Annotated in this window: 16 protein-coding genes; 13 read left to right on the forward strand and 3 right to left on the reverse strand. The window is 71.3% G+C overall.

All coding sequences use genetic code 11. The features are described from left to right. Positions 1–35: 35 nt before the first annotated feature. Together ASG30_RS02930 and ASG30_RS02935 are read left to right on the forward strand one after the other, a co-directional pair. On the forward strand, positions 36–299 hold the full coding sequence (locus ASG30_RS02930; protein ID WP_055892403.1) for a hypothetical protein: 264 nt from the start codon (positions 36–38) through the stop codon (positions 297–299). Between the two features lie 99 nt (positions 300–398). Then, positions 399–626 carry a hypothetical protein gene (locus ASG30_RS02935; RefSeq protein WP_055892405.1) on the forward strand — a complete coding sequence of 76 codons (228 nt, stop codon included), beginning with the start codon at positions 399–401 and terminating at the stop codon, positions 624–626. A 229-nt stretch (positions 627–855) separates the two neighbouring features. Here the strand turns inward: ASG30_RS02935 and ASG30_RS02940 are convergent, their stop codons facing one another. Both ASG30_RS02940 and ASG30_RS02945 read right to left on the reverse strand, forming a co-directional pair. After that, positions 856–1,194: a hypothetical protein gene (locus tag ASG30_RS02940; protein WP_055892408.1), complete on the reverse strand. Its 339-nt coding sequence runs from the start codon at positions 1,192–1,194 to the stop codon at positions 856–858. A gap of 71 nt (positions 1,195–1,265) precedes the next feature. Next, a complete protein-coding gene (locus ASG30_RS02945; protein ID WP_055892411.1) occupies positions 1,266–1,643 on the reverse strand; it encodes a response regulator in 378 nt (125 codons plus the stop codon). Between the two features lie 183 nt (positions 1,644–1,826). Here ASG30_RS02945 and ASG30_RS02950 point away from each other — a divergent pair, with 183 nt between their 5' ends. The 4 genes from ASG30_RS02950 to ASG30_RS02965 all read left to right on the forward strand — a co-directional run bounded on the left by ASG30_RS02950 (position 1,827) and on the right by ASG30_RS02965 (position 9,254). Continuing rightward, positions 1,827–3,035 (forward strand): efflux RND transporter periplasmic adaptor subunit, encoded by a 1,209-nt coding sequence (locus tag ASG30_RS02950; RefSeq protein WP_055892414.1) that lies wholly within the window; start codon positions 1,827–1,829, stop codon positions 3,033–3,035. Between the two features lie 16 nt (positions 3,036–3,051). Further along, the gene (locus tag ASG30_RS02955) at positions 3,052–6,222 is read left to right on the forward strand and encodes an efflux RND transporter permease subunit (RefSeq protein ID WP_055892417.1); all 3,171 of its coding nucleotides are present in this window, start codon (positions 3,052–3,054) and stop codon (positions 6,220–6,222) included. Beyond that, a complete protein-coding gene (locus ASG30_RS02960; RefSeq protein WP_055892419.1) occupies positions 6,219–7,619 on the forward strand; it encodes an efflux transporter outer membrane subunit in 1,401 nt (466 codons plus the stop codon). The genes ASG30_RS02955 and ASG30_RS02960 overlap by 4 nt, the downstream gene beginning before the upstream one ends. Before the next feature lie 225 nt (positions 7,620–7,844). Continuing rightward, entirely contained in the window at positions 7,845–9,254 is a 1,410-nt protein-coding gene (locus ASG30_RS02965; protein WP_055892424.1) for a C13 family peptidase, read from the forward strand. Here the strand turns inward: ASG30_RS02965 and infA are convergent. Further along, positions 9,251–9,520, reverse strand: a complete 270-nt coding sequence (infA, locus tag ASG30_RS02970; RefSeq protein WP_055892427.1) for a translation initiation factor IF-1 — start codon at positions 9,518–9,520, stop codon at positions 9,251–9,253. The two genes, ASG30_RS02965 and infA, sit on opposite strands and share 4 nt — an antisense overlap. Before the next feature lie 193 nt (positions 9,521–9,713). Here infA and ASG30_RS02975 point away from each other — a divergent pair, with 193 nt between their 5' ends. Genes ASG30_RS02975 through ASG30_RS03005 form a run of 7 tightly spaced genes read left to right on the forward strand, consistent with a single transcriptional unit; the run spans position 9,714 to position 15,501 of the window. Continuing rightward, positions 9,714–10,568: an STAS domain-containing protein gene (locus tag ASG30_RS02975; protein ID WP_055892429.1), complete on the forward strand. Its 855-nt coding sequence runs from the start codon at positions 9,714–9,716 to the stop codon at positions 10,566–10,568. 8 nt (positions 10,569–10,576) lie between these two features. Continuing rightward, entirely contained in the window at positions 10,577–10,951 is a 375-nt protein-coding gene (locus ASG30_RS02980) for an STAS domain-containing protein (RefSeq protein ID WP_055892432.1), read from the forward strand. Beyond that, entirely contained in the window at positions 10,947–11,348 is a 402-nt protein-coding gene (locus tag ASG30_RS02985; protein WP_442965660.1) for an anti-sigma regulatory factor, read from the forward strand. Before ASG30_RS02980 ends, ASG30_RS02985 begins: the two co-directional genes overlap by 5 nt. After that, the gene (locus ASG30_RS02990) at positions 11,339–12,349 is read left to right on the forward strand and encodes a SpoIIE family protein phosphatase (protein ID WP_055892437.1); all 1,011 of its coding nucleotides are present in this window, start codon (positions 11,339–11,341) and stop codon (positions 12,347–12,349) included. Before ASG30_RS02985 ends, ASG30_RS02990 begins: the two co-directional genes overlap by 10 nt. A 2-nt stretch (positions 12,350–12,351) precedes the next feature. Beyond that, positions 12,352–13,218 carry a sensor histidine kinase gene (locus ASG30_RS02995; RefSeq protein ID WP_055892440.1) on the forward strand — a complete coding sequence of 289 codons (867 nt, stop codon included), beginning with the start codon at positions 12,352–12,354 and terminating at the stop codon, positions 13,216–13,218. Further along, complete coding sequence (locus tag ASG30_RS03000) at positions 13,211–15,214, forward strand: hybrid sensor histidine kinase/response regulator (RefSeq protein ID WP_055892442.1); 2,004 nt, start codon at positions 13,211–13,213, stop codon at positions 15,212–15,214. Before ASG30_RS02995 ends, ASG30_RS03000 begins: the two co-directional genes overlap by 8 nt. Positions 15,215–15,255: 41 nt before the next feature. Continuing rightward, a complete protein-coding gene (locus ASG30_RS03005; protein WP_082521858.1) occupies positions 15,256–15,501 on the forward strand; it encodes a DUF3606 domain-containing protein in 246 nt (81 codons plus the stop codon). The last annotated feature ends 149 nt before the right edge of the window (positions 15,502–15,650 follow it).

The following is a 15,650-nucleotide window of genomic DNA, read 5'->3' on the forward strand; positions in this document are numbered from 1 at the left end:
CAAGCCCCGGCAGGGCACCCGCCCGCGAAGCCCCCATGACCCCGCCCGCGTCGCCCGAAACCAAACTGCTGCGCAACCTGGTCCGCCTGCACGGCCGCGACCCGCGCGGCTTCGAGGCCGAGCGGCTGCCCAACGGCCGGGTCCGCGTGATGGCCCCGTGCGGCGCGGCCTTCTACCCCTACGAGGGCTGGACCAGCAGCTTCGTGCGCCACCTGCACCAGGGCTTCTTCGATTCGCGGCACCCGACCACGCTCTCGGATCCCGGTCGCTGCGGGAGCGGCGAAGGCGGCACCGGTTGAAAACCACGACCGCGACCGCGACACGCACATCGCATTCGCATCGACAGCCCAATCGATGGGCCTAGAATTCCCGCCCACAGCAGCAACGCAGGCCCACCCATGACCCCCGCCGACGAACGCATCCGCCGGGCGCTGGACGCCTGGCGCCAGTCCCGCACCGACTTCGACCCGCACGCCAGGGTGCTGGAGGATGCCCTCGTGCGCTATTTCCAGAAGCAGGCGCCGCTGCCCTACCCCGAGATGGAAGCCGCCGAGAAGAGCCGCATCGCCGTGGCGCAGAGCTTCCATGCGCTGTGCGACGCCATCCGCGAGCGCGGCGGGCCGTAGCCGCCGTCCCCCGGCCGCCCCGGCCCTTGGCGGCCGGGGGCTACGCCAGGCCGCCGTCCACCCCTACCCGCACCCGCCGGGTCCTTGCGCACACTGGCCCGATGTTCCTGTTCTCCTCCAACAAGCTAGGCTGGCTCGGCTCGATCGCCGTCTCGATCGTTCTCACCCTCTTGCTGCTTCTGCTGCTGGGCGTCTTCTGACAGGGGTCCCGCCGGTACCGACGCACCGGTCAGGAGCCCACGCCTCCCGCCTCCACCGTACGGCCCTTGAATTTCGGATCCCGGACGCACTGCTCTGGCGTGCCGACCCGCCCGCCGCTGTGGATCAGCCGCTCGCACATGCGCCGCTTGAAGTGGGTGTTGGCCGCGCAGGCATCCGAAAATCCCGTCCGGCCTTCCCGCTCGATGCAGCCGGACACGGCGATCTCGTCATCCGTCCCCATCAGCAGCATGCAATAGTCCGCCCTCCACTGGATCGGCTCGCCCGGCGCAACGCACGAGCCTTGGGCGGCGAGCAACGGCGCAGCGCTGAATGCCCAAGCGGCAAGCCCAGCAGCGATCCTGTTCATAGGGCGCGATCCTCCTTCGCAGCTCATGGTGCCACGAAGGCGGCCCGCTGGAAGTGATCGGCGGCCGCCCGTCAGCCTGCAATGGCGAGCTGGTAGTCGCGGCACCAGGTGATGAACTCCTTCATCTCGCCGCCCTTGTCGAACACGGCGTCGGCGCCCTCGCGGCGGGCGTTATCGCGCACCGGGTCGCGGGTGTAGTTGGTCAGCATCACGGCGCGCTGGTGCGCGCTGCGGTCGCGGCAGCGGCGCAGCACGTCGAAGCCGTGGCCATCGGCCAGGAAGAGATCGATGACGGCCAGGTCCCAGCCATCGGCATTGCGCCCCAGCCAGTCCACCGCGGCCGCGGACGTGGCCGCCACGTGCACCACCCGCGCTCCGGGCACCAGCGTGAGCCATTGCGCCAGGATCTCGCGCGAAAGCGCGTTGTCCTCCACCAGAAAGATCCTCATGCGATGCCCGTTCCCATGCACCGGGATTGTGCGGCGCATGAGCGTGCTCCGATGTAGGAACGGTTCGATGCTTGCAGGCCCGCGCGGGCTCGCGCGGGCCCCGCGGGATCCCCGGTCCCGCTTAATCGGCGCATAACTATCGATCCTTATACTGACCCGTTTTGCCCACCTGAACCGGCGTCCATGGCCCTGCAGCAGCTGCTCCGAACCTCCCTCCTCGCCCTCGGTCTCGTGCTCGCCGCCTGCGGCAAGTCGGAACAGAAGCCGGCCGGTCCACCGGGCGGCGGCATGCCCGCGCCCGAGGTGGGCGTGGTGACGGTGCAGCTCCAGGACGTGGGCCTGGTCACTGAACTCCCCGGCCGACTCGAGGCCTCGCGCGTGGCGCAGGTGCGCGCCCGCGCCGCCGGCATCGTGCAGGAGCGCCTGTTCCGCGAGGGCAGCGACGTGAAGGCCGGCCAGGCGCTGTACCGCATCGACTCCGCGCCCTACCAGGCCGCCGCCGCCAGCGCGCAGGCCACGCTGGCCCGGGCCCAGGCCAACCTCGGCCAGGCCAAGGCGCTGGCCGAGCGCTACCGCCCGCTGGTGGAAGCCAACGCGATCAGCAAGCAGGAGTACGCCAACGCCGTCGCCTCGCAGAAGGCCGCCGAAGCCGAGGTCGCCGCCGGCGAAGCCGCGGTGCGCACGGCGCAGATCACCCTCAACTACGCGTCGGTCACCGCGCCGATCTCGGGCCGCATCGGCCGGTCGCTGGTCACCGAAGGCGCGCTGGTCGGCCAGGGCGAGCCCACGCCGCTGGCCACCATCCAGGTGATCCATCCGCTGTACGTCAACATCACGCAGTCGGCCAGCGAGGTGCTCAACCTGCGCCGCGCCATGGAACAGGGCCGCCTCAAGCGCTCCGGCGACGGCACGCAGGTCAAGGTGCTGCTGGAGGACGGCAGCGCCTACGGCCAGGCCGGCCGCCTGCTGTTCTCCGACCTGCAGGTCGACCCCACCAGCGGCCAGGTGGCGCTGCGCGCCGAGGTGCCCAACCCGGCCGGCATGCTGCTGCCCGGCATGTACGTACGCGTGCTGATCGAGCAGGCCAAGGCCAGCAACGCCATCCTGCTGCCGCAGCAGGCCGTCACGCGCACCCAGCAGGGCGACAGCGTGCTGGTGGTCGGCGCCGACGGCAAGACGGCGCCCCGGCAGATCAAGGTCGGCGGCAGCCAGGACGGCCACTGGGTGGTGGTCGACGGCCTGAAGTCCGGCGAACAGGTCGTGGTCGACGGCTTCCAGAAGCTGCAGATGATGCCGCCGGGCACACCGGTCAAGCCGGTGCCCTGGAACAACGGCAAGCCCGCCGCGGCGGCCGCGCCGGCCGCCTCCGCCGCCTCGGCGCCGCGCAGCTAAGGAAGGGCGCCGCCGCATGGCCAAGTTCTTCATCGACCGCCCCATCTTCGCCTGGGTCATCGCCCTGTTCGTGATCGTGCTCGGCGCGGTCGCCATCCGCCAGCTGCCGATCTCCCAGTACCCGCCCGTGGCCCCGCCGGCCATCGTGGTGTCGGCCACCTACCCCGGCGCCTCGGCCCGCACGCTGGAGGAAAGCGTCATCTCCGTGATCGAGCAGGAGATGAACGGCTCGCCCGGCCTGATCTACATGGAATCGGTGTCGCAGGCCAACGGCCTGGGGCAGATCACCCTCACCTTCGAGCCGGGCAGCGACGCCGACCTGGCCCAGGTGGACGTGCAGAACCGCCTGTCGCGCGCCGCGCCGCGCCTGCCCGCGGCGGTGACGCAGCAGGGCGTGCGCGTGGAAAAGTCGCGCTCCAACTTCCTGCTGTTCGCCATCCTGTCGTCCGACGACCCCAACTGGACGCCGGTGGACCTGGGCGACTACGCCTCGCGCAACGTGCTGCCCGAGATCCAGCGCATCCCCGGCGTCGGCCAGGCGCAGCTGTTCGGCACCGAGGCGGCGATGCGGGTGTGGATCGACCCCGACAAGCTGGTCGGCTTCAACCTCTCGGCCGCGGAGGTCAACGCGGCCATCCGCGCCCAGAACGCCCAGGTGTCCTCCGGCACCATCGGCGACCTGCCCAACGTGGCGGGCCAGGGCGTGGCCGCCACCGTGATCGTGGGCGGGCAGCTGGGCTCGGTCGAGCAGTTCCAGAACATCGTGCTGCGCGCCAACACCGACGGCTCCACCGTGCGGCTGCGCGACGTGGCCCGGGTCGAGCTGAACGCGCAGAACTTCTCCACCTCGGCCCGGCTGAACGGCAAGCCCTCCACCGGCATCGGCGTGCAGCTCTCGCCCACCGGCAACGCGCTGGCCACGGCCGACGCGGTGCGCAAGCGCATGGGCGAGCTGGCGCCCTACTTCCCGGCCGGCATGAAGTGGGACATCCCGTACGACAGCTCGCGCTTCGTGCGCATCTCCATCTCGCAGGTGGTGGAGACGCTGCTGGAGGCGGTGGCGCTGGTGTTCCTGGTGATGTTCCTGTTCCTGCAGAACTGGCGCTACACCATCATCCCGACGCTGGTGGTGCCGGTGGCGCTGCTGGGCACCTTCGCCACGCTGCTGGCGCTGGGCTTCTCGATCAACGTGCTCACCATGTTCGGCATGGTGCTGGTGATCGGCATCGTGGTGGACGACGCCATCGTGGTGGTGGAGAACGTCGAGCGCATCATGAGCGAGGAAGGCCTGCCGCCGCGCGAGGCCACGCGCAAGGCGATGGGCCAGATCCAGGGCGCCATCATCGGCGTGACGGTGGTGCTGATCTCGGTGTTCGTGCCGCTGGCCTTCTTCGCCGGCTCCACCGGCAACATCTACCGCCAGTTCTCGGCGGTGATGGTGGCCTCGATCGCCTTCTCGGCCTTCATGGCGCTATCGCTCACGCCGGCGCTGTGCGCCACGCTGCTCAAGCCGGTGCAGGCCGGCCACCATGTGGAAAAGCGCGGCTTCTTCGGCTGGTTCAACCGATCGTTCCGGCGCACCGCCTCGGGCTACGAGAGCGTGGTGGCGCGCATGCTGCGCCGCGCGCCCTGGTACCTGATCCTGTACGCGGCCATCGGCGGCGTGGCGGCGCTGCTCTACACCCGGCTGCCGACCTCGTTCCTGCCGCAGGAGGACCAGGGCTACATCATCGTCAACGTGCAGCTGCCGCCGGGCGCGACCCAGGAGCGCACGCGCAGCGTGATGGAGCAGGTGGAAGGCTTCATCCTCAAGCAGCCCGAGGTGCAGAGCATGGTGGGCGTGCTGGGCTTCTCGTTCTCCGGCCAGGGCCAGAACGCGGCGCTCGCCTTCGTCACGCTCAAGCCCTGGGACGAGCGCTCGGGCGAGCAGCACTCGGCGCAGGCGGTGGCCGGCCGCGCCTTCGGCGCGCTGTCGTCGATCCGCGATGCCTTCATCTTCCCGCTCAGCCCGCCGCCCATCCCCGAGCTGGGCACGGCCTCGGGCTTCAGCTTCCGGCTGCAGGACCGCGGCGGCAACGGCCGCGAAGCCCTCATCGCCGCGCGCAACCAGTTGCTGGGCATGGCTTCCCAGAGCAAGGTGCTGACCCAGATCCGCCCCGACGGCCTGGAGGATGCGCCACAGCTGCAGCTGGACATCGACCGCGACAGGGCGCAGGCGCTGGGCGTGAGCTTCGACGCGATCAACAGCGTGCTGTCCACCTCGCTGGGCTCCAGCTACATCAACGACTTCCCCAACCGCGGCCGCCTGCAGCGGGTGGTGGTGCAGGCCGACGCGCCGGCGCGCATGCAGCCGGAGGACCTGCTGCGGCTGAACGCCGCCAGCAGCCAGGGCCGCCCGGTGCCGCTGTCGGCCTTCGCCACCACGCGCTGGGTGACGGGCGCGATGCAGACCGTGCGCTACAACGGCTATCCGTCCATGCGCATCTCGGGCGCCGCCGCGCCCGGCTTCAGCAGCGGCGCGGCGATGGACGAGATGGAGAAGCTGGCCGCCAGGCTGCCGCCAGGCTTCGCCTTCGAATGGACCGGCCAGTCGCGCGAGGAGAAGCTCGCCGGCGCGCAGGCCCTGGTGCTGTACGGCTTCGCCATCCTGGCGGTGTTCCTCTGCCTGGCCGCGCTGTACGAGAGCTGGTCGATCCCGCTGGCGGTGATCCTGGTGGTGCCGCTGGGCGTGGTGGGCGTGCTGATGGCCACGCTGCTGCGCGGCTACGCCAACGACGTGTACTTCCAGGTTGGCCTGATCACCATCATCGGCCTGTCGGCCAAGAACGCCATCCTGATCATCGAGTTCGCCAAGGACCTGCAGGCGCAGGGCCGAAGCGTGGTCGAGTCGGCGCTGGCCGCGGCGCACCTGCGGTTCCGCCCCATCGTCATGACCTCGATGGCGTTCGGCCTGGGCGTGCTGCCGCTGGCCCTGGCCACCGGCGCCGGTTCGGCCAGCCAGCGCGCCATCGGCACCGGCGTGCTGGGCGGCATCGTCACCGGCACCGCGCTGGCCGTGCTGCTGGTCCCCGTCTTCTTCGCGGTGGTGCGGGGCACGTTCCACGGCAGCGAGCGGCAGCGCAAGCTCCACGCCCACGAGTTCGGGCCGGAGATGCCGCGGGGCGCGACGGCGGGGGACCAGGTATGACCGTGATCCGTCGTTTCGTCCTCGCGCCCGTGACCGCCGCCGTGCTCGCGGGCTGCTCCTTCATGCCGGCCTACGAGCGCCCCGCCGCGCCCGTGTCGGCCGCCTTCCCCTACCCCGGCGCCACCGAGGGCACGCCGGCGCCCGCGCTGGACTGGCAGCGCTTCTTCACCGACGAGCGCCTGCGCGGCCTGATCGCCACGGCGCTGTCCGCCAACCGCGACCTGCGCGTGGCCGTGCTCAACATCGAGCAGGCCCGCGCGCAGTACGACATCCGCCGCGCCGACCGCTACCCGACCGTGGGCGTGGGCGTCAACGCCAGCCGCGCGCCCAACCCGTCCAACGGCGACCAGGTCACCAGCTTCCAGGCCGGCCTGGCGTTCACCGCGTGGGAGATCGACTTCTTCGGCCGCATCGCCAGCCTGTCGCAGGCGGCGCTGGCCCAGTACCTAGCCACCGAGGAAGGCCGCAAGGCCGCGCACATCGCCCTGGTGGGCTCGGTGGCCAACGCCTGGCTGGCACTGGTGGCCGACGAGGAGCTGCTCGCCCTCACGCGCCAGACGCTGACCACGCGCGACGAATCGCTGCGCCTGGTGAAGCTGCGCTTCGACAACGGCGTGTCCTCCGAGCTGGACCTGCGCCTGGCGGAATCGCTCACCGAAACGGCCCGCGCCGCGCTGGCCCAGGCACAGCGGCAGCGCGCCGTCGACCTCAACGCGCTGATGCTGCTGGTGGGCCAGCCGCTGCCGGCCGATTTCGAGACCGGGACCACCATGGCGGCGGTGACGCTGCCCGACGTGCCGCCCGGCGTGCCGTCCGACGTGCTGGTCACGCGCCCCGACGTGCGCCAGGCCGAGCAGTTGCTGGTGGCGGCCAACGCCAACATCGGCGCGGCGCGCGCGGCTTTCTTCCCGCGCATCACGCTGACGGCCCAGGCCGGGCGTGCCAGCAACCAGCTGTCGGGTCTGTTCGACGGCAGCGGGTCCTGGGCCTACACGCTGGCGCCTTCGCTGCTGCTGCCGATCTTCGACGCCGGCCGCAACCAGGCCGGGCTGGCATCGGCCAACGTCTCGCGCGACATCGCCGTCGCCCAGTACGAACGCGCCATCCAGACCGCCTTCCGCGAGGTGTCGGACGCGCTGGCCGGCCGCGCCACGCTCGCCGACCAGCTGCAGGCCCAGTCCAACGTGGCCCGGGCCGAGACCGTGCGGGTGCGGCTCTCGCAGATGCGCTTCGACGCCGGCGTGTCCAGCACGCTGGACCTGCTGGACGCGCAGCGCTCGCTGTTCACCGCGCAGCAGGCCGAGATCCAGACGCGGCTGGCGCGGCTGCAGAACCAGGTGCTGCTGTACCGGGCGCTGGGGGGTGGGTGGACGGAGGCTGCGGGCCCGCAGCCTTGAGGCTGCCGGCCATTGCCGTCAAGCCTGCGGCCCGGTGCCGTCATGCCTGCGGCCCGGTGCCGTCATGCCTGCGGCCCGGTGCCGTCATCCCCGCGGAGGCGGGGATCCAGTGCTTCCCTTCGAAGGCGCGGATGGGAGCACTGGATTCCCGCCTCCGCGGGAATGACGGGATCAGGCTGGCCGAGGCGCAGGTCCGGCCGCATCGAGCACAAAAGGGGGACACGCATGAACGAACACCCATCAGCCAACGCACTGCCACCACTGGGCCTCTGGCAGTGGATCCGCGAAGGCCTGCGCACCAGCTTCCTGGTGAGGGCGCGCGTGGCCGGCCACCGGCCCACGCCGCGGCAGCTGCTCCTGGTGGTCGCCGGCGTGGTCCTGCTGGAGCTGGCGCTGGGCCGGCTCGAAGTGCCCGGCCCGGCCCACTTCGACCTGCGCGGCTGGCTGATCCCCTGGTGGAGCAGCGGGCTGTCGGCGCTGCTGGTGTGGGCCGCGCTGTGGGGCCGACGAACGGACGAGGCCCGGCGCCCCTCGGGGTTGGCCACCTGGTTCGTGCTGTCCTTCGTGGCGTCGGTGCCGCTGCTGCTGGCCGGCGGCGCGCTGAACATCGCGCATGCGCGCGAGGCGATGCCGGCGTTTCTCTCCACCTCGCCGGTCGCCGTCTGGACGCTCTATGTCGCCCTGATCGCCTGGGGCGTGCTGGTCCAGCTCTGGCTGGGCGTGCAGTTCGGCCTGCGCCGGCTGCGGCTGGCCGGGCTCACGCTCGCCCTGGTGGCGCTGTCGCTGCTGGGCACCTGGCATTTCCAGGACAGCGCTTGGGAGGCGGTCGCCGAGCCGGACGACCGCCCGCGCCTGTCGCTCACGCAGGAAACCTTCGAGCGCCAGCAGGCGCTGTGGCAGCAAGCGGTGCAGGGCCTGGCGCCGCAGCGCGAAGGCGTGGTCGACGTCTACGGGCTGGTGTTCGCGCCATACGCCTACGAGGACGTGTTCCTGCGCGAGAGCGACATGGTGGCCGGCGTGCTGGCCGAGCGCTTCGAGGCCAGGGACCGGGTGCTGCGCCTCGTGAACCATGCCCGCACGGCCGACTCGCTGCCCTGGGCCACGCCGCTGAACCTGGAACGCGCCGTCGCCGCCCTCGCCCAGCGAATGGACCGCGAAGAGGACGTGCTGGTGGTCTACCTGACCTCGCACGGCGCCAGCAACTTCCGCCTGGCGGCGGAACACGGGCCGCTGCAGGTGCCCTGGCTCACGCCGCAGGACCTGCGCAAGGCGCTGGACGCCGCCGGCGTGCGCCACCGCGTGATCGCCGTGTCGGCCTGCTACTCGGGCGGCTGGGTGCAGCCGCTGGCGGGCGACGACACGCTGGTGATGACCGCGGCCGACCCCGACCACACCTCGTACGGCTGCGGACGCAAGTCCGAGCTCACCTTCTTCGGCCGCGCCCTGTTCCATGAGCAGCTGCGCGCCACCCGCTCCTTCGAACGGGCCTTCGCCGCCGCCGTGCCGGTGATCCGGCAACGCGAGGTGGAGGCGGGCAAGCCGGACGGCTTCTCCAACCCGCAGATCCAGGTGGGGGCCGGCATCCGGCCGGTGCTGGACGGGTTGGCCCGGCGGCTGGACGCCGCCGCGCCCTAGCGCCGGCGCTGCTGCTGCGGCGCCGGGAAACCCGAGCCGTCGCGCGGCGGCAGGTGGCGGAACATGATGCGGCCCTTGCTCAGGTCGTAAGGCGAAAGTTCCAGCGTCACGTAGTCGCCGGCGATGATGCGGATGTGGTTCTTGCGCATCTTGCCGCCGCTGTAGGCCACCAGGTTGTGGCCGTTCTCCAGCACGACGCGGTAGCGGGAATCGGGCAGGACCTCCTCCACCCTTCCGCGCATTTCGATGAGTTCTTCCTTGGCCATGCAGCTTCCTTCTGCCGTCTGTCGCGTTCACTTCGCGCGCAGGATTTTAGGGTGCGGCACGGCCCTTGCAGAGCCGGGATTGCCCTCGTGCCGTCCTCCGCCGCTACCGATGAGTAGGCGCGGTCCTACAGGCGCCGGACAGACTCATCCCTAGAATCTTCAGCTCCCCTCAACCTCCCCCTTCCCCCCGCTGATGACACAACAAGACAAAGCCATGCTGGGCCTGCTCACCCAGCATGAAGAGCAGATCGTTTCCGAATGGCTGCAGCAAGCGGGCGCGGCGTCGCCCCGGATGACCGAGGCCGGCCGCCGCACCATGCAGGGCGAGGCGGTGGAGATCGCCCGCTACGTGCGCGAAGGCCTGCAGGCCGGGGGCGACGTGGAGGACTTCCGGGCCCAGGCCTGGAGCGGCCTGCGCGGCGCGCTGGAGTCGCTTTCGCGCTCGCGCGCGGCGCAGGGCCAGAGCGCCGGCGACACCAGCGTGTTCGTGCTGGCGTTCAAGCGGCCCATGTTCTCCGCGCTGCAGCGCAGCGGGCTCGACGCGCAGGCGCAGCTGGCCGCGGTGTGGTCGCTGTCGGTGCTGGTGGACCAGATGGCCCAGTGGACGGTGTCCACCTACCAGCAGTCCCGCGAGGACATCATCCAGCGCCAGCAGCAGGACCTGCTGGAGCTGTCCACCCCGGTGATCAAGCTCTGGGAAGGCGTGCTCGCCGTGCCCATGATCGGCACGCTGGACTCCAGCCGCACCCAGGTGGTGATGGAAACCCTGCTGCAGAAGATCGTGGAGACCGGCGCCACGCTGGCGATCATCGACATCACCGGCGTGCCCACCGTCGACACGCTGGTGGCGCAGCACCTGCTCAAGACCGTCAGCGCCATCCGCCTGATGGGCGCCGAATGCATCATCAGCGGCATCCGCCCGCAGATCGCGCAGACCATCGTGCACCTGGGCATCGACCTGCAGGGCATCGCCTCGAAGGCGTCGCTGGCGGACGCCCTGTCGCTCGCGCTGCAGCAGCGCGGCTACAAGGTCACCCGGTCGGCCTGAGGGAATCGATGTACCGCATCCCGATCCTGCAGATGGGCCAGACGCTGCTCGTCACCATCCAGGTCGACATGGAGGACCAGATGGCGCTGGCGCTCCAGGACGACCTGGCCACCAAGATCTCCGTCAGCGGCGCCAAGGGCGTGCTGATCGACATCAGCGCCCTGGAGATCGTGGACTCCTTCGTCGGCCGCATGCTGGCCGGCATCTCCGGCATCTCGCGCATCCTGGATGCGACCACGGTGGTGGTCGGCATGCAGCCGGCGGTGGCGATCACGCTGGTCGAGCTCGGCCTCTCGCTCGAGGGCGTGCGCACCGCGCTGAACGTCGAGCGCGGCATGGAGCTGCTGGCCCATTCCCGCGGGGGGAGCGCCCTTGCCCATTGAAGAGCCGCAAGGCAGCGTGCCGGTGCGGTCCGAGCAGGACATCGTCGCCAGCCGCCAGAAGGTCCGCATGCTCACGCAGCAGCTCAAGTTCTCCCTGGTCGACCAGACCAAGATGATCACGGCGGCCAGCGAGCTGTCGCGCAACACCGTGGTGCATGGCGGCGGCGGCCAGATGCGCTGGGAGCTGCTGGAGGACGGGCTGCGCCGCGGCCTGCGCCTGCACTTCGAGGACACCGGTCCCGGCATCCCCGACATGCACCTGGCCCTGACCGACGGCTGGACCTCCGGCGGCGGCATGGGGCTGGGCCTGCCCGGCAGCAAGCGCCTGGTGCACGAATTCGAGCTGAAGTCCACGCCCGGCCAGGGCACCTCGGTGAGCATCACGCGATGGAAGTGATCGAGGGCAGCTTCCACACCGAGTTCCCGCTGGGCGACGCCAGCCGGGTCGGCGAAGCACGCCGGCACGCGGCGCGCCTGGCGCTGGAGTGCGGGCTGGAGGAGCTGGCGGCCGGGCGGCTGGCGATCATCGTCACCGAACTGGCCAACAACCTGTACCGGCACGCCTCGCGCGGACGCCTGCTGCTCACGGGCCGGCCCGCCGAGCGCGAAGTCGAGGTGCTGGCCATCGACCACGGCCCCGGCATCGCCGACGTCGACCGCAGCCTGGGCGACGGCTATTCGACCGGCGGCACGCCGGGCACCGGCCTGGGCGCCGTGCGCCGGCTGGCCTCGTCCTTCGACGTCCATTCGTCCGTGCCCGAGGGCAGCGTCGTGCTGGCCCGCGTGCGCAGCGCCGAAGCGCGCAAGCCGTCCAGCGCTTTCTGCACCGGCGCGGTGTCGCTGCCCAAGCCCGGTGAAGTGGTCTGCGGCGACGCCTGGGCCTTCGCGCTGGAAGGCCCGCGGGCGGCCGTGCTGGTGGCCGACGGCCTGGGCCACGGGCCCGATGCGGCCGCGGCGTCCGCCGCCGCGGTCGAGGCCTTCCGCGCCGAACCTTTCGCTCCGCCGCGCCGCCAGCTGGAGCGCATCCACGCCCAGCTGCGCTCCACCCGCGGCGCCGCCGTCACCGTGGTGCACGCCGACGCCGAAGCGGGCACCGTGCGCATCGTGGGCGCGGGCAACGTGATGGGCCGCATCGTCACCGGCACCGAGGACCGCACCCTGCTCACGCAGCACGGCACCGCCGGCGTGAGCATGCGCACGCCCGAGGAGGCCGTGGTGCCCTGGCCGGCCCATGCCCTGCTGTTCCTGTGCAGCGACGGCATCGAGACCCGCTGGAAGCCCGAGACGCTGCGTCCCGTGCTCGGGCGCGACCCGGCCGTGGCGGCCGCCCTGCTGGTGCGCGAGCACTGCCGCGGCCGCGACGACGCCACCGTGGCCGTGCTGCGCAGGAAGGATTGAACATGGCCGACACGCCGTCCGACCCCGCCAGCCTCGCCAAGGCGCTCGAGGACAGCCGGCGCGAGTCGCACGAACTGCGCTCCGAGCTGGAAGAGACCAACCGCGGCGTGCTGGCCCTGTACGCCGAGCTGGACGCGCAGGCCGAGCAGCTGCGCGAGGCCACCGCGCTCAAGAGCCGGTTCCTGGCCTACATGAGCCACGAGTTCCGCACGCCGATCAACGCCATCCGCAGCATCGCCCGCCTGATGGCCGACGGCGTCGACGGCCCGCTCACCGAGGAACAGCACAAGCAGGTCGGCTTCATCCAGACCGCCGCCACCGAGTTCGCCGAGATGGTGGACGACCTGCTCGACCTGGCCAAGGTGGAGGCCGGGCGCGTGGAGATCTCGCCCGCGTGGTTCGAGATGGTGGACCTGTTCTCCGCGCTGCGCGGCATGTTCAAGCCGGTGCTCACCAACCCGGAGGTGAACCTCGTCTTCGAGGAGCCGCACGGGGTGCCCAAGCTCTACACCGACGACCGCAAGCTGTCGCAGATCCTGCGCAACTTCATCTCCAACGCGCTCAAGTTCACGCCCCGCGGCGAGGTGCGCGTAAGCGCCACCTGCGTGGGCGACCGCGTGACCTTCTCGGTGGCCGACACCGGCATCGGCATCGCGCCGGAGTTCCACCAGACCATCTTCGAGGACTTCGCCCAGGTCAAGTCGCCGCTGCAGAAGCGCCTGCGCGGCACCGGGCTGGGCCTGGCGCTGTCCAAGCGCCTGGCCGGCGTGCTGGGCGGCATGGTCGACATGCAAAGCGAGCCCGGCGTGGGCTCGACCTTCTCGCTGACCATCCCGGTGCGCCTGGAGCAGCCCCAGGACAATGGATAGCGCTTCCACCATCCAGAGCACGATCGACCGCGGCGCCCACACGGTGCTGGTGGTGGACGACAACCCCGCCACGCGCTACTCCACCGGCCGGGTGATCCGCGCGGCGGGCTTCAAGGTGGCGGAGGCCGAGACGGGCGGCGAGGCGCTGGCCATGGCCGACAAGGGGGTGTCGGCCGTGGTGCTGGACGTGCACCTGCCCGACATGGACGGCTTCGACGTGTGCCGGGAACTGCGCTCGCGCCCGGCCACGGAGCTGCTGCCCATCGTCCACCTGTCGGCCGCCTACGTGAAGGACGAGGACCACGTCACCGGCCTGAACGCCGGCGCCGACGGCTACATGGTCCACCCGGTCGAGCCGGCCGTGCTCATCGCCACGCTGCAGGCGCTGATCCGCGCGCGCGCCGCCGAGGAGGCGCAGCGGCGCAGCGAGCGGCGCTTCCGCGCCATCTACCACCAGGCGCACGGCGGCATCGCGCTGATCGACGCGCAGGGCCGCTTCGTCGACGTCAATCCGGCGATGCTCAGCATGCTGGGGCGCGGGCGCGAGGACGTCATCGGCCACGGCGTGGCCAGCCTGGCGCCGCAGGAATTCCGCGAGCGCGTCGAGCGCGAGTTCAGCGGCCTGGCCGGCGAGGCCTGGCGCGGCGAATTCCCGCTGGTGAACACCGACGGCGCGCAGGTCCACATGCAATGGAGCCTGTCGGCGTCGGTCGGCCGCGACGTGCGGGTGGCCACCGCCATCGACGTGTCGGAGCGCCACGAACTGGAGCGCCGCCGCCACGAGGTGCTGGAGCGCGAACAGGCGGCCCGTGCGCAGGCCGAGCGCCACAGCCGCACCAAGGACGACTTCATCGCCGTGCTGTCGCACGAGCTGCGCACGCCGCTCAACGCCATCATCGGCTGGGTCCACATCCTCAAGCGCCGCGGCGCGACGACCGAGGCGCTCAAGGGCCTGGACGCGATCGAGCGCAACGTGAAGACGCAGGCGCGCATCATCTCGGACATCCTGGACGTCTCGCGCATCAACTCCGGCAAGCTGCAGCTGGACCGGCAGTGGATCGACCCGGCGGAGCTGGTGACGACTTCGCTCGCCTCGCTGTCCTCCACGCTGGAGGAGCGCTCCGTCACCGTCGAGACCGACGTCGCGGGCGCGCACGAGCGGGCCTTCATCGATGCGGCGCGCTACCAGCAGATCCTCTGGAACCTGATGACCAACGCGGTCAAGTTCTCGGCCCAGGGCGGCTGCGTCCAGGTGCGGCTCGCGCGGCTTGGCGACAACCTGCGCCTGGAGGTGCGCGACTACGGCGTGGGCATCAAGCCGGAGTTCCTGCCCCACCTGTTCGACCGCTTCAGCCAGAGCGACTCGCCCGGCAACCGCCGCCAGGGCGGGCTGGGGCTGGGACTGTCCATCGTCAAGCACCTGGTCGACCTGCACGGCGGCCAGGTCGGCGCCGTGAGCGCGGGGCCGGGCCATGGCACGCTGATGTGGGTGGACCTGCCGGTCGGCGGCGCGGTCGACACCGGCGAGTCGATCCCGGGCGATCTCCTCGGTGGCGAGGAGGAGCCCGAGGCCTCCGCCCACGCGCTCGACGGCGTGGAGGTCTTGCTGGTCGAGGACGACCGCGAGGCGCGCGAGATGATGGCCATCGTGCTGGGCGACCGCGGTGCCACCGTGCGCGTGGCGGCCGACTTCGACGGCGCGCTGGAACAGCTGCTGCAGGCGCCGCCGCACGTCATCGTCAGCGACATCGGCCTGCCGGGCCGCGATGGCTACGAGCTGGCGCGCGCCGTGCGCGCCCAGGAGGCCGGCGCGGCGCGCCTGCCGATGATCGCCCTGACCGCCTTCGCGCGGCCCGAGGACCAGCGCAAGTCGCTGGAAGCGGGCTTCGACCGCCACCTGGCCAAGCCGCTCAAGCCGCACCTGCTGCTGGGGGCCATCGTGGAGATGCTGCCCGGCGCGGGGACGGCAGGTCGTCCGCCCGGCCCGCAGAGGTGATCCGCGGCGTCCTACAGGGCGCGCCGCAGAGCCTGCCTAGGATGGCCGGCAACAGCATCCAACGGGAAATCCCACCCATGTCCGGCAGCAGCAATCCGACCGCAGCGAAGGTCGAACACATCGACGTCACGTACGACTGGGAGTTGTGCGTGTGGGCGCGCCACTTCAACACCAGCGAGAAGAGCGTCAAGGAAGCGGTGGCCGCCGTCGGCAACCGGGCCGACCGGGTGCGCGACCATCTGGCGACGAGGCGCGACCGGGCCAGCGAACGGCCGAGCTCGCGCTGACGACACTGCGCGTCGCGGCAGCAGCGCCGCTGATGCGTTCATCGCGTACAGCAGGGTTCGTAACACTCAGCCATATCTGCAAGATTTGCCGGGGCGGCCGCAACACCTGAGCCGCCCGGGCCGGTCGATGATGGCCTGGCGGCATCGGG

This window comes from Ramlibacter sp. Leaf400, assembly GCF_001424545.1.
GTDB lineage: Bacteria > Pseudomonadota > Gammaproteobacteria > Burkholderiales > Burkholderiaceae_C > Ramlibacter.